The 13,216-nt window shown below is 47.7% G+C and carries 13 protein-coding genes; all 13 read left to right on the top strand.

The features are described 5' to 3' along the window. Nucleotides 1-243 precede the first annotated feature (243 nt). Nucleotides 244-1,572: a tRNA (N6-isopentenyl adenosine(37)-C2)-methylthiotransferase MiaB gene (gene miaB, locus ABTW62_RS04875; RefSeq protein WP_430903463.1), complete on the top strand. Its 1,329-nt coding sequence runs from the start codon at nt 244-246 to the stop codon at nt 1,570-1,572. A 225-nt stretch (nt 1,573-1,797) separates the two neighbouring features. Beyond that, a complete protein-coding gene (locus ABTW62_RS04880) occupies nt 1,798-2,787 on the top strand; it encodes a PhoH family protein (protein WP_430903464.1) in 990 nt (329 codons plus the stop codon). Beyond that, complete coding sequence (ybeY, locus tag ABTW62_RS04885; RefSeq protein ID WP_430903465.1) at nt 2,762-3,238, top strand: rRNA maturation RNase YbeY; 477 nt, start codon at nt 2,762-2,764, stop codon at nt 3,236-3,238. Before ABTW62_RS04880 ends, ybeY begins: the two co-directional genes overlap by 26 nt. Nucleotides 3,239-3,354: 116 nt before the next feature. Then, a complete protein-coding gene (locus ABTW62_RS04890) occupies nt 3,355-4,212 on the top strand; it encodes an HlyC/CorC family transporter (RefSeq protein WP_430903466.1) in 858 nt (285 codons plus the stop codon). Nucleotides 4,213-4,953: 741 nt separating this feature from the next. Then, nucleotides 4,954-5,556, top strand: coding sequence for an RNA polymerase sigma factor RpoE (gene rpoE, locus ABTW62_RS04895; protein WP_090412178.1), 603 nt, complete (start codon nt 4,954-4,956; stop codon nt 5,554-5,556). A 14-nt stretch (nt 5,557-5,570) separates the two neighbouring features. Beyond that, nucleotides 5,571-6,140 carry a sigma-E factor negative regulatory protein gene (locus ABTW62_RS04900; protein ID WP_430903467.1) on the top strand — a complete coding sequence of 190 codons (570 nt, stop codon included), beginning with the start codon at nt 5,571-5,573 and terminating at the stop codon, nt 6,138-6,140. A gap of 373 nt (nt 6,141-6,513) precedes the next feature. Next, nucleotides 6,514-8,001: a DegQ family serine endoprotease gene (locus ABTW62_RS04905; protein ID WP_430903468.1), complete on the top strand. Its 1,488-nt coding sequence runs from the start codon at nt 6,514-6,516 to the stop codon at nt 7,999-8,001. Between the two features lie 21 nt (nt 8,002-8,022). Continuing rightward, nucleotides 8,023-8,286: a glutaredoxin family protein gene (locus tag ABTW62_RS04910; protein WP_430903469.1), complete on the top strand. Its 264-nt coding sequence runs from the start codon at nt 8,023-8,025 to the stop codon at nt 8,284-8,286. 232 nt (nt 8,287-8,518) lie between these two features. After that, on the top strand, nt 8,519-10,315 hold the full coding sequence (gene lepA, locus ABTW62_RS04915; RefSeq protein WP_430903470.1) for a translation elongation factor 4: 1,797 nt from the start codon (nt 8,519-8,521) through the stop codon (nt 10,313-10,315). Nucleotides 10,316-10,387: 72 nt separating this feature from the next. Then, the gene (gene lepB, locus ABTW62_RS04920) at nt 10,388-11,191 is read left to right on the top strand and encodes a signal peptidase I (RefSeq protein ID WP_430903471.1); all 804 of its coding nucleotides are present in this window, start codon (nt 10,388-10,390) and stop codon (nt 11,189-11,191) included. Then, the gene (locus ABTW62_RS04925; RefSeq protein WP_430903472.1) at nt 11,191-11,331 is read left to right on the top strand and encodes a hypothetical protein; all 141 of its coding nucleotides are present in this window, start codon (nt 11,191-11,193) and stop codon (nt 11,329-11,331) included. The genes lepB and ABTW62_RS04925 overlap by 1 nt, the downstream gene beginning before the upstream one ends. Before the next feature lie 78 nt (nt 11,332-11,409). Continuing rightward, nucleotides 11,410-12,132, top strand: coding sequence for a ribonuclease III (rnc, locus tag ABTW62_RS04930; RefSeq protein ID WP_430903473.1), 723 nt, complete (start codon nt 11,410-11,412; stop codon nt 12,130-12,132). A gap of 89 nt (nt 12,133-12,221) precedes the next feature. Beyond that, nucleotides 12,222-13,112, top strand: coding sequence for a GTPase Era (gene era / locus ABTW62_RS04935; RefSeq protein ID WP_430903474.1), 891 nt, complete (start codon nt 12,222-12,224; stop codon nt 13,110-13,112). The last annotated feature ends 104 nt before the right edge of the window (nt 13,113-13,216 follow it).

Raw genomic sequence — 13,216 nt, forward strand, 5'->3', positions numbered from 1 at the left:
GGAAGATGAGGGCGACAGCGATGCCGCCGCAACCGAGTCCGCTAGCGACGACGAGTCTGATGATGAGGACGACGACGAGTAAATCTTAGTCGAGTCTTTTTGCCTGCAATGTGATTGCAGGAAACGGCGAGCTACACGATCAGGGCAGACCGGCTTCGGTTTGACTGACTTGTAGCTCGCCGTGTTTTGAAATGTAAAGATCTTTGTTGTTCAATGCTGGGTGTATCGTTTTAGAGAGTGATGATGAGCAGTAAACTTTATATCAGGACTTTTGGTTGTCAGATGAATGAGTATGATTCCGATAAGATGGTGTCGATATTGCTTTCTGAAAAAGGGATGGAGCTGACTGAAACACCTGAAGACGCTGACTTGATTCTGTTCAATACTTGCTCCGTCCGGGAGAAAGCGCAAGAAAAGGTTTTTCATGATCTTGGCCGCGTGCGTCATCTTAAACACACTAATCCTGGCCTGTTGATTGGGGTAGGGGGCTGTGTAGCCAGTCAGGAGGGTGCGGAAATCATTAAACGTGCGCCGTTTGTGGATTTGGTATTTGGCCCACAAACGCTGCATCGATTGCCTGATTTGATCGATGCCCGCAAACATACGGGTCATCCTCAGGTCGATATTTCGTTTCCTGAAATAGAAAAATTTGATCACTTGCCCCCTGCGCGTACCGAAGGTGTGACGGCTTTTGTTTCTATCATGGAAGGTTGCAGTAAATATTGCAGTTTCTGTGTTGTGCCTTATACGCGCGGAGAAGAGGTTTCGCGGCCGTTTGAAGATGTGTTGACTGAGATCGCCGAGTTGGCGTTGCAGGGAGTCAAAGAGGTTACATTGCTTGGGCAGAATGTAAACGCTTACCGCGGTAAGATGAGTGATGGTAACATTGCCGATTTTGCGCTGTTACTGGATTTTGTCCACGATATCCCGGGTATCGAGCGCATTCGATTTACGACCTCCCACCCCAGAGAATTTACCGCTCGTCTCATTGATGTATATCGAAGATTGCCCAAAGTGGTCAATCATGTGCACTTGCCGGTGCAGTCCGGTTCGGATAGTGTCCTGGCTGCCATGAAGCGTGGCTATACCACAATCGAGTATAAATCCATTATTCGCAAGTTGCGTGCTGTGCGACCTGATATTTCGATTTCATCTGATTTCATTATAGGGTTCCCCGGAGAGACTGAATCTGATTTTGCTGCAACCATGAAACTGATTGAAGAGGTGAATTTTGATGAGTCATTTAGTTTTATTTACAGTCCTCGCCCAGGTACACCAGCAACTGATTTGCCTGATGAAACGCCCCAACAAACAAAACTGACGAGATTGTACCGTCTTCAAGAAAGGATCCAACTTAACGCACAGGCGATCAGTCAAGCTATGCTCAACACTGATCAGCGTGTCTTGGTGGAGGGCCCGTCCAAAAAGAATTCCAGTGAATATTGCGGGAGAACCGATAACAATCGCATTGTTAATTTTGCCGGTAGCGCTGACTGGGTGGGTCATTTCGTGGACGTGAAAATCACGGCGGCACTTGCCCATACGCTACGAGGCGAAATCATCAGGCGTTAGCAAATAAATACAGGCCATCTCTAAAAATTCAGCGTTTTAAACAAGACGAGGCGAGAACAAGAAATGTTGACGCAGCATATGATGGATATGTCAGGAGACATTTTTTGTGAGCAACGACGTATTGTGACGAAATATGGATTTTTAGAGGTGCCCTACAATATATTGCTTGCATTTCTATGTGAGCGCTGCCAGAATCAATGTGTGTAATAAAGTTTTATACTAGAATTGAAGCCTAAACCTGTTGAACTGACATTTTCTCCCACAGATAATCAGCGCTTGGCAAATCTTTGCGGGGCGTTAGATGAAAATCTCAAGCAGATCGAGAATGCTCTTGATGTGGTTATCACCCGTCGAGGCGAGCGTTTTAGCCTCAGCGGCCCCGCAAGCCAAACCAAATTGGCGGCCCAGGCGCTCAGGAATTTTTATCACCAATCTCACCAGCATTTAAGTGTCGAGCAGATACAGCTGGGTCTGATTGAGATCAAGAGTATCCCCTCGACCACTGCAGTCAATTCCGATCATATCATCAATACAGACGCAGTTTCTTCGCAGCTTATTACCCGTCGCGGCAATATCCAGGGGCGCAACCTCCGGCAGACACGTTACCTTCAGCAGATGCAGGCGCATGACATTACGTTTGGCATTGGGCCGGCGGGGACAGGTAAGACCTATCTCGCAGTGGCATGCGCCGTGGATGCATTGGAGCGCGAGACTGTCGGACGGATCATCCTAGTGCGCCCGGCAGTGGAGGCGGGAGAACGGCTCGGTTTCCTGCCCGGCGACATGGTGCAGAAAGTCGATCCTTATTTGCGGCCACTTTATGATGCACTATATGATTTGATGGGGTTTGACAAGGCCAGCAAACAGTTCGAGCGTGGCATTATCGAGATCGCTCCGTTGGCTTTCATGCGTGGCCGCACCCTCAATCAATCATTTATCATTCTTGATGAAGCGCAAAATACAACGCCGGAACAGATGAAAATGTTTTTGACGCGTATTGGTTTTGGCTCCAAGGCGGTGATTACAGGTGACGTGACCCAAATCGACTTGCCCAAGCATCAGAAAAGCGGCTTGATTGAGGCAGAGCAGGTGCTCAAATCGATAAGAGGAATCGCTTTTACACGTTTTAGATCGGATGACGTGGTACGACACCCCCTTGTCCAGCGTATTGTGGATGCCTACGAGAAACATGCCACCGACCAAGAAACCCTGTGAGCCCGCGAATTACAAACAGAAATTGAGATTGGCGGTGCAATACGCCGTGAAAGATAGATCTGGCATACCGGATCGGCTGCTGTTCCGCAAGTGGGTCAATGCCGCATTGATGAAATCAGCAGAAATTGTCATTCGTATTGTGGATTTGCCAGAAGGTGAAGCGCTCAATCGCGATTTTCGTGGCAAACCATCCGCGACCAATGTATTGACGTTTGTTTATGGTGACCTGCCATGTGCGGGTGACATCGTGCTGTGTGCGTCAATCGTTTCCCGCGAGGCACAGCAGCAGCATAAGAGTTTGGTCGCGCATTATGCACATCTTACCGTGCATGGCGTTCTGCATCTGCAAGGTTATGATCATATTGACGAAGAGGACGCCGTTGTCATGGAGTCTCTCGAGACTGAAATCATCACCCGGCTTGGTTATGCAGATCCCTATAGTGTTCTATAACCCCGGGCTGGGTTATAGCGCCTCTCCCAACAAGCAGGTAGTGGCGGTTTTCGCCGAATTTTTACATAGCTCATCCTTGATCATAAATATTTATACATCCAATGCAAAAATACCTCATGAATGATAACTCTCCCAAAATCAGTTGGTTTGAGCATATCAGTGCCTTGCTTTCGCGTAAGCCGGAAGATCGCGAACAATTGCTCGCGTTGCTCCACTCCGCTTATGAGCGCGACCTGCTCGATGCGGATGCGTTGACCATGATTGAAGGTGTGATGCATGTTTCAGAAATGCAGGTGCGCGATATTATGGTGCCGCGCTCGCAGATGGATACGATTGATATCAGCGAGAAACCCGATGAATTTATACCATTTGTGATTGAGACGGCGCATTCACGTTTTCCGGTTACGGATGGTAGCAAAGACCGGATTATCGGTATTCTGCTGGCCAAGGATTTACTGCGCTATTATGCCGGCAAAGAAGATTTTAACGTGCGCGATATGCTGCGTCCGGTCGTATACATTCCAGAATCTAAACGATTGAATATTCTCCTCAAGGATTTTCGAAGCAACCGGAACCATATCGCTATCGTGGTCGATGAATATGGGGGCGTCGCCGGCCTAGTCACAATTGAAGATGTGTTGGAGCAGATTGTCGGAGAAATCGAGGATGAATACGATTTTGATGAAGATGATGCCTATATCGTTGCCGATACGGGAGGGCATTATCGGGTCAAAGCGCTTGCCGAGATTGCCAGTTTTAATGAGACGTTGGGTGCGACATTTGGTGACAAGGATTTCGATACGATAGGTGGTCTCGTCATCAACAACTTCGGGCGGCTGCCCAAGAATGGTGAGTCGATCATCATTGATGATTTCAGTTTTACCGTATTGAGAGCCGATAGCCGCCGCCTGCATTTGCTGAAAGTTGAGCGCATCAAGCCCGGATTGTGCGATACATCAGACTTGCCCCATTAGTCATGCTCTGAAAGGTTGGCCGTATGCGGTATCATGAATATCAATAATTCATGATACCGGCATTTCGAACATGTGTCTGACTGGAGCCGGAATGATCGGCCAACGGCTGTTTTACCAAGGTGGCAGCGCTTGTTTTGGTGACATCAAAGAGAATACTCCCCTGGGCGCATACCGCAGAACTGTTACCATCACCCTATCTGGCCAAGGGGCCTGATGAGGTAAACCGGGAAATGTCTGTTATTGTGGGTGTGTATATTTTGCCAAAATGTTATTAAGATTGGCTAAAGCCGCTTTTATGACGCAGTGAAGAAAGATTTTTCCAGGATAATTAAACCGGTGCTCTGTGAGCGGCCTTTCGCTGTAAAACGCCAGAAAAAATAGTTTTATCAGGAGGGTCAGAACTGTTGGTAATCTGGCGTGGCCGCGAGAGTGCTATGATTTACCTGGTGCGAGGATCTTGAACAAGATGGTAAACTTTATGCCATGCTTTTTGGAATGACTGGCCGATCTGCATGAGGTTGGAAGTATCTTTTTGCATGCAATGAACTGGATAAACTGGCGTTAGCTTGATTTCGGACCTTGTGAGTAAAGTAATACGGCGACTTTGCCTGATCAGGCAAACAATATCTGTCGGAAATTTAAATGCGGACTGAAATCAGAGAGTTGAAAAAAAAGTGTCAGAGATTAAATCATTTTCACCACAATTAATTTATATGTTTCCATCTTCCGGAAGTACATGGCATGAGTGATCGTGAAATCGATCAGCAATTAGTCGAGCGGGTGCAAAGAGGGGATAAGCACGCTTTTGATTTGTTGGTGATCAAATATCAGCGAAGACTTACCCGTCTATTGTCACAATTTGTCCGTGATTCTGCTGAGGTGGAAGATATCGCCCAGGAAACCTTTATCAAAGCATACCGAGCGCTGCCATCATTTCGTGGCGACAGTGCTTTTTATACATGGTTGTACCGTATTGGGATCAATACCGCCAAGAATTTCCTGGTATCGCAAGGGCGTAAGGCGCCAACCACTATTGAAGGATTTGACAACGAGGATGCGGAGAATTTTGAAGGTGCGGATCAACTTCGTGAAATGAATACACCAGAGAGTGAACTAATGGGAAAACAAGTTGCTCAAACCGTTAATCAATCGTTGGATGCATTACCGGAGGAATTGCGCACTGCAATTATTCTCAGGGAAATTGAAGGGCTTAGCTACGAAGAGATTGCCGGCATAATGGATTGTCCAATTGGCACGGTACGATCTCGGATATTTCGGGCGCGCGAGGCAGTCGCTGAAAAGCTGCGTCCATTGTTAGGCACAGACAAAAACAAGAGATGGTGATAAGAGGTGAAAATGTGAAAAGCAAAGTATCGGAATTAATGGATGGTGAGCTCGATGGCGCGAGCGCAGCTGAAGTGATTGACGCCATTGAGAATGGTGATAATTTACTTTCTGACTGGCATGTCTATCACATGATTGGGGATGCATTACGCCAACCGATTGTGAGTGTGGATGTCTCGGAGCAAGTGCGAAAACAACTGGCCGATGAACCGATATTATTAGTGCCGCATTTACTTAAGCCCCACAGGTCTCATAAACAAAAACTGGTGGGGCTTTCTGTTGCGGCATCGGTTATGGCACTTGCTGTGGGATGGCTGATATCTCAGTCGATTGAGCAGCAGCAAGTGCTTCAGGAAGTTTATATGGCTGAGAATACAGACGAGAAAACACCGGTTTCAGATAGGCAAACGGTTACTTTCCAACCTGGGTCAATTTATATGTTACCCCCGGCTTCTGTGCATGGTGGTGATAGCTATCCTCTGGTTTATAGAGGGTTTACCCATGGCGGTATGATGTATCACCCGCAGACGGGGATATATCAAGTTGAAGAACAGCAGGATAATTCAGTCATGCCGGGAAAGTAACTTTCCCGGTATTTTTCCAGATTGTCAGTCGTACCATTCCATCACTAGCTTAGTTAGCTTCTCTCAAATAAATTCTAGATTCATGTCGAATCGGATTTGTACTTTTCCCGCCTTGCAAGAAGTAAAGAGTTATTATTCCGGGTAGTGTGTGTTAACGGAAATACTGAAACATCGAAATTTCGTTGATAGATTGCGTGCAAGTACGCAGCGGGATAGCTATGCATTCATATCCAAGTGTTGCACAACGTGATGATTCGCTGATGTCAGTGATAAGTCGGTTTTTTCGTTATGCCTGACTCTATGTTTTGTAATCTTGTCAAATCTCACTGCCTGATTCATTCGAGGTAAACGGGACAAATAATATATGTTGATTATGGATACTCAAACTCAATTACATTCAAGATCGCGATCAGATTCGGTTGCGGCTGCGGCTGTTGCATTCGAACGCACGCGTTGGTGCGGTACACTTTTTTTGTGTCTGTTATTGCTGGTGTCTTTGTTGCCTGCCCAACTGCGGGCGCAGGGCCTGCCAGATTTTACCGGGTTGGTAGAGAAGCATGGACAGGCTGTTGTGAATATCAGTACTGTACAGACGCAACAAATTGGCGCCAGCCAGTTCTTTCCAGAGATGCCTAATATTCCTGAGGATTCGCCTTTCTACGAATTTTTCCGCAGGTATATGCAACCTTTTTCGCCGCCCAGGAAATATGAGTCTCGCTCGCTGGGATCAGGTTTTATCATCAGTCAGGACGGTTATATTTTGACCAATGCGCATGTTGTCGAGTCTGCTGATGAAATTACTGTTAAATTGACGGATAAGCGTGAATTTAGTGCCCAAGTGATCGGTGCTGATCGCCAAACTGATATCGCGCTCATCAAAATCGAGGCGCATGACTTGCCTACCGTGACGCAGGGCAATCCCGATCAACTCAAAGTGGGCGAGTGGGTGATTGCGATCGGTTCGCCTTTTGGTTTTGAAAGCACAGTTACGGCCGGGATCGTGAGCGCAAAAGGGCGTTCACTCGCGCAGGAAAGTTATGTCCCTTTCATCCAGACCGATGTGGCAATCAATCCAGGCAACTCTGGCGGCCCCTTGTTTAATATGCGGGGTGAGGTAGTAGGCATCAATTCCCAGATTTACAGCCGGACAGGGGGCTTCATGGGATTGTCCTTCGCGATTCCAATTGATGTGGCTGCCGAAATCGCGAATCAGCTCAAGCTTCATGGCAGGGTATCGCGCGGCAGAATCGGTGTCATGATACAAGAAATGACCGATGAGTTGGCTGAGTCTTTTAATTTGGATAGATCTCGTGGGGCGTTGGTCGTCTCAGTAGAGAAAAATGGCCCGGCTGACGAAGCAGGCATCAAGGTTAGAGATGTTATTATGAAATTCGATGGCCAGGACATTGCTGTTTCCAGTGACTTGCCCCGTATCGTTGGCAACACCAAGCCGGGCTCCAAGGTATCCGTTTCGGTATGGCGCAATGGATCGACCAAGAAGCTGACGGTTAAGGTCGGTGAAATGTCTGCAGACGATGGAGAGGCTGCCCGTCAAATACAGGGTAAATCGGGTGATGCGAGTAGTAGTCGCCTTGGCCTTGCTTTGCGAGAACTCACCGCCAACCAGAAAAAACAGCTGGGCATAGAGTATGGGCTACTGGTTGAAGAAGTCTATGATGGTCTTGCGAGCGGCGCAGGCATACGCCGTGGCGATATCCTTCTTGGATTCAATAACCAGGATATCAAATCCATCCAGCAATTTAATAAACTATTGGACGATGCCAAGAAAGGACGTAATATAGCTTTGCTGGTAAAAAGGGGTGATGTGACGACCTTTATTACCATAAGAATCGATAATTAAAATGCACTTGACAGCTTGTTCATGAATAATTTAGTCCAATCCAAGAAACTGATTGTATATGCGAGGGAAGGGTGCCATCTCTGCGAGGTGATGATCTCTTCCCTGGGTGTGCTGCAGACAAAAAACAAATTTAAATTCGAGGTTGTCGATATCGATAACGATGCGCATCTGGTTGGTTTATATAACGAGCGTGTGCCTGTTTTGTTCGACGCAATCGCCAAAAAGGAGTTGTGTCACTATTTCCTGGATCAAGCGGTGTTTGATGCCTATCTTGCCGCAGACTAGCTCACTTGTGGATCCCCCTTCCTGGTATCGGTTCTGTGAATGGTTTGACATTTATGCAGCATGCATGCCTGTTGTCGCAGCGCCATTTCGGCGTGGACTGGCTGTATGAAAGTGCATCAAGCAAGTTTAAAGAACTCCGACAGTAAGCTAAAGCTACTCTCCGCCGATTGATTTGTATACAATCCTCTCTTTTGTTTTTGCCGTTGTGAATTCAGCTTACTGAGTACCCATATTGATGCAACATATCCGTAATTTTTCCATCATTGCCCATATTGATCACGGTAAATCTACTCTGGCCGATCGGATTATCCAGCTTTGTGGCGGCTTGTCCGAGCGCGAAATGGCCCAGCAAGTACTCGATTCCATGGATTTGGAGCGCGAGCGCGGCATTACTATCAAGGCGCAGACGGTGGCTCTGCGCTATCAGGCAAGGGATGGCGAGCATTATTTGCTGAATTTGATTGATACACCGGGGCATGTCGACTTTTCTTATGAGGTTTCTCGCTCGTTGTCTGCCTGCGAAGGTGCATTGCTGGTTGTCGATGCTTCCCAGGGGGTTGAAGCCCAGACCGTTGCGAATTGTTATACCGCGATCGAGCAGGGGATTGATGTCATTCCGGTACTGAACAAAATTGATTTGCCAGCGGCTGATCCCGACCGGGTGATAGCTGAAATTGAGGATATTATCGGCATCGAGGCTAAAGATGCCTTGCGCATTAGCGCCAAAACTGGAGAAGGGATCGAAGCTGTGCTGGAAATGGTGGTGGCACAGATCCCGCCCCCCAAGGGGGATATTCATGCACCTCTAACAGCGTTGATTATCGATTCATGGTTTGATAGTTACGTGGGGGTTGTCATGCTGGTGCGAGTGATGGATGGGATGCTGAAGCCGGGGAATAAGCTGTTGTTCATGGCGAGCCAGACCACACACCTGTGTGAGCAAGTAGGTGTCTTTCAGCCGAAAGCTGTGCACCAAGAGTCCTTGAGCGCGGGTGAAGTCGGTTTTGTCATTTCGGGTATCAAAGATTTGAAATCTGCCAAAGTGGGTGACACGGTGACGCTGGCGGACCGCCCAGCCAGCGTGCCTTTGGCGGGATTCAAAGAAATCAAGCCGCAGGTCTTTGCTGGGCTTTATCCGGTCGAATCCAATCAGTATGATGCGCTTCGCGCAGCGCTAGAGAAACTGCAATTGAATGATTCTTCGTTGCACTTCGAGCCCGAAACCTCACAGGCGCTCGGCTTTGGATTCCGGTGTGGATTTCTTGGGCTGTTGCATCTGGATATCGTGCAGGAGCGTCTGGAACGGGAATATGATATGGATCTGATTACCACTGCACCGACAGTGGTTTATCAGGTTGCTATGCGGGATGGCGCCGTCACGGAGATCGAAAACCCATCCAGATTGCCTGATGTCTCAGCTATCGAGGAGATACGAGAACCGATTATTACGGTCACTATTTTGGTGCCGGAAGATTACGTCGGAGCTGTGATGACATTGTGTACGGGTAAGCGCGGCATTCAGAAGAATATGCAGTATATGGGCAGACAGGTCATGCTCGTCTACGAAATGCCCCTCAATGAAGTGGTCATGGATTTCTTCGATAAGTTAAAATCCGTCAGCCGTGGCTACGCTTCACTGGATTATGAATTCAAGGAATTCAGGGCGGCTGATCTGGTTAAGCTCGATATTCTGATCAATGGCGAAAAGGTGGATGCCCTTTCCCTGATCGTGCATCGTGCCAGCAGCCAACAGCGTGGGCGAGAGCTGGCGCAGAAAATGCGTGAACTCATACCGCGCCAGATGTTTGATATTGCGGTGCAGGCAGCGATAGGCGCGCATATCATCGCCAGAGAGAATGTCAAGGCGTTACGTAAGAATGTATTGGCAAAATGTTATGGCGGGGATATCACGCGCAAGCGTAAATTGCTGGAGAAGCAGAAGGCGGGTAAAAAACGGATGAAGCGGGTTGGGAATGTAGAGATTCCCCAGGCAGCGTTTCTTGCCATCTTGCAGGTGGATAGCAAGTAGTAACGGGTTGGTGGGTGCGATGCATGCGATCGGTCAGCATGTCTTTTCAGGGTAATCAAGTATTGAAATATTATGAATTTTCCTTTGGTATTGCTCATTTTGCTGGTGACTACGGGTGGCGTCTGGTTGCTCGATCATTTTTTTCTGAAGCACCGGCGCGCGGCAGGAAGCGACGAGCCATGGTGGATCGAGTATCCTAAAAGTTTTTTTCCCATCATTCTGATTGTATTCTGCCTGCGGTCATTTTTGGTGGAGCCCTTCAAAATACCCTCTGGCTCGATGATTCCTACTTTGCTGGTGGGCGATTTCATATTGGTCAACAAGTACGCCTACGGAATCAGGCTGCCGGTGGCGAATCTTAAAGTCATCGACATTAATGAGCCTCAGCGTGGTGAAGTCATGGTATTCCGTTTTCCGGAAGATCCGTCGATCGATTACATCAAGCGGGTCGTGGGTGTGCCGGGTGATATGGTCACCTATCGTAATAAGCAGCTGAGTGTCAATGGTGTGCCTATTCAGTCTGAGCCTAACGGGGATTATAAGTACATAGAATCCGGATTGGCTTACATTTATACAGAGCGGTACAGGGAAAATATGGATGGCAATGAATACAGTGTTCTCATAAATCATGAGATGCCAAATATTCAGTTGTCTGCGGTTCATAACTTTCCCAAGCGGGATCACTGTACATTTGACTACTCTGGTTTTATTTGTAAGATTCCGGAAGGCAACTATTTCACCTTGGGAGACAATCGTGATGGCAGTAGTGACAGCCGCTACTGGGGGTTCGTCCCAGAAAGTCATATTATCGGCAAGGCTTTCCTGATCTGGTGGAATTTCAACGATTTAAGCAGAATAGGCACCAAGATCCAATAATGAACTGGACAACAGTGCCTGTATTCATTAAAAGTATCATTGCCAGCCAGTACGTGATGGTCGCGATTGAGGATTCTGGCGTAACAGAGCGCTGCAGGTTGGTCTACAAGGTGGTGGATGCGAATGCTGCATACCGGTAGGCATGGGCAGACGGTTCTGGTTATTGGTTATTCCATTGAAAATTCTTTGTTGATTGATTTTGATACGGACGGCAATCGATGAGTGGCCGTAAATCTCCTTCACAAGGGATCAGAGAACTGAAAAAACAGCATTACGATATTCTTTTCCATAAGATCGGTTATGTCTTCAAACAGCCGGAGTTGCTTAGGGAATCCTTGACGCATCGTAGTTTTGGCGTACCTAACAATGAACGTCTCGAATTTTTAGGTGATAGCATCTTAAATTGTGCCGTGTCTATCATGCTGTATAGATGCTTTCCAGCACTGCCAGAAGGCGACTTGACCAGGCTGCGCGCCAATTTTGTTAACCAGCAGGCATTATATGCACTGGCAACCGGTCTTGACCTCGGCGATCTGATTCTGCTGGGAGACGGCGAGCGTAAAAGTGGCGGGCATCGCCGCCCATCGATTTTAGCGGATGCGCTGGAGGCGGTGATTGGAGCAATCTATCTTGAAAGCGGATTCAAGGAGGTTGAGCAGAGAGTCGCTCAACTGTATCAACCACTGATAGAAAATCTCGATCCAGAGACACTGGGCAAGGATCCCAAAACCTTGTTGCAGGAATACCTGCAGGGCCGCAAAATGGCATTGCCAGAATACACGGTATTGTCTACCAGTGGAGATGCCCATTCGCAGATATTCCGCGTGGCATGCAAGATTGCCCAGTTCAAGATTCACACAACGGGAGAAGGTACCAGTCGCCGTCGTGCCGAGCAGGAAGCGGCGCGGCAGGCCTATGAGTTGGCGACCATACGCCGTTAAGCAGGTTGCCATGCAATAATAAGCCTGCGCACATCGCAAATATTGCAGTCCAATCGACAAGCAGTTCAAACCAAAACGTTTCTTCTCTTATGAGCGTGTCCAGCTTTAAAACAGGTTATATTTCCATTGTGGGACGGCCCAATGTCGGTAAATCCACTTTGTTGAATCATTTGATCAAACAAAAAATCAGTATTACATCGAGAAAGGCCCAGACCACCCGTCACCGGATTCAGGGAATTCTTACCGATGCACAATCACAATTTATTTTTGTAGATACTCCCGGTTTTCAAACGCGCTATCGCAATCTGCTCAACCAGGCGATGAATCGAGTCGTCATGCAAAGCGTGCAGGATGTCGATGTGATCGTGTTCGTGATCGAGGCCGGGCGATTTGATCTGCAGGATGAACTGGTGCTCAAGAGGCTACCTTCCGATCGCCCTGTCATTTTAGTCATCAATAAAATCGATTTATTGCAAGAAAAGCTGCAATTGTTGCCGTTTATTCAGAAAGTGGCAAAATTGTTTGATTTTGCTGATATTGTTCCTGTCAGTGCTTTGCATGAAAAGCAATTATCCGAATTGATAGAAGCAATCCGGAGTCATTTGCCTGAGAATCCACCCTTTTTTGCCGAAGATGAAATCACCGACCGAAGCGAACGTTTCCTAGCTGCAGAATTGTTGCGTGAGAAAGTTTTTCGGCAAATAGGGGAAGAAGTACCCTACTCTGTCAGCGTCATTATTGAACAATTTGTGGTGGAAGGCGCCTTGCGTCGTATCCATGCCTGCATCCTGGTTGAAAGACCCAACCAGAAAGCGATTATTATCGGCAAACAGGGGAAGAAACTGAAGGACATGGCTAGCCAGGCGCGCAAGGATATGGAGGCGTTGTTCGGTGGCAAGGTTTATCTTGAAGTATGGGTCAAGGTAAAAACAGGTTGGGCAGATGATGTGAGTGTGCTCAAAAGCCTGGGCTATGAGTGAGAGGTGCCGAATTCATTCGGTTTCGGGGTGACTGGAATGGATACATTTTGGCGGGTCTGTGGTTTCTGTCGCATCAGCGCGCATCGGGATGTTAAATCGTTTTT

The organism is Nitrosomonas sp. ANs5 (genome assembly GCF_050584665.1).
GTDB lineage: Bacteria > Pseudomonadota > Gammaproteobacteria > Burkholderiales > Nitrosomonadaceae > Nitrosomonas.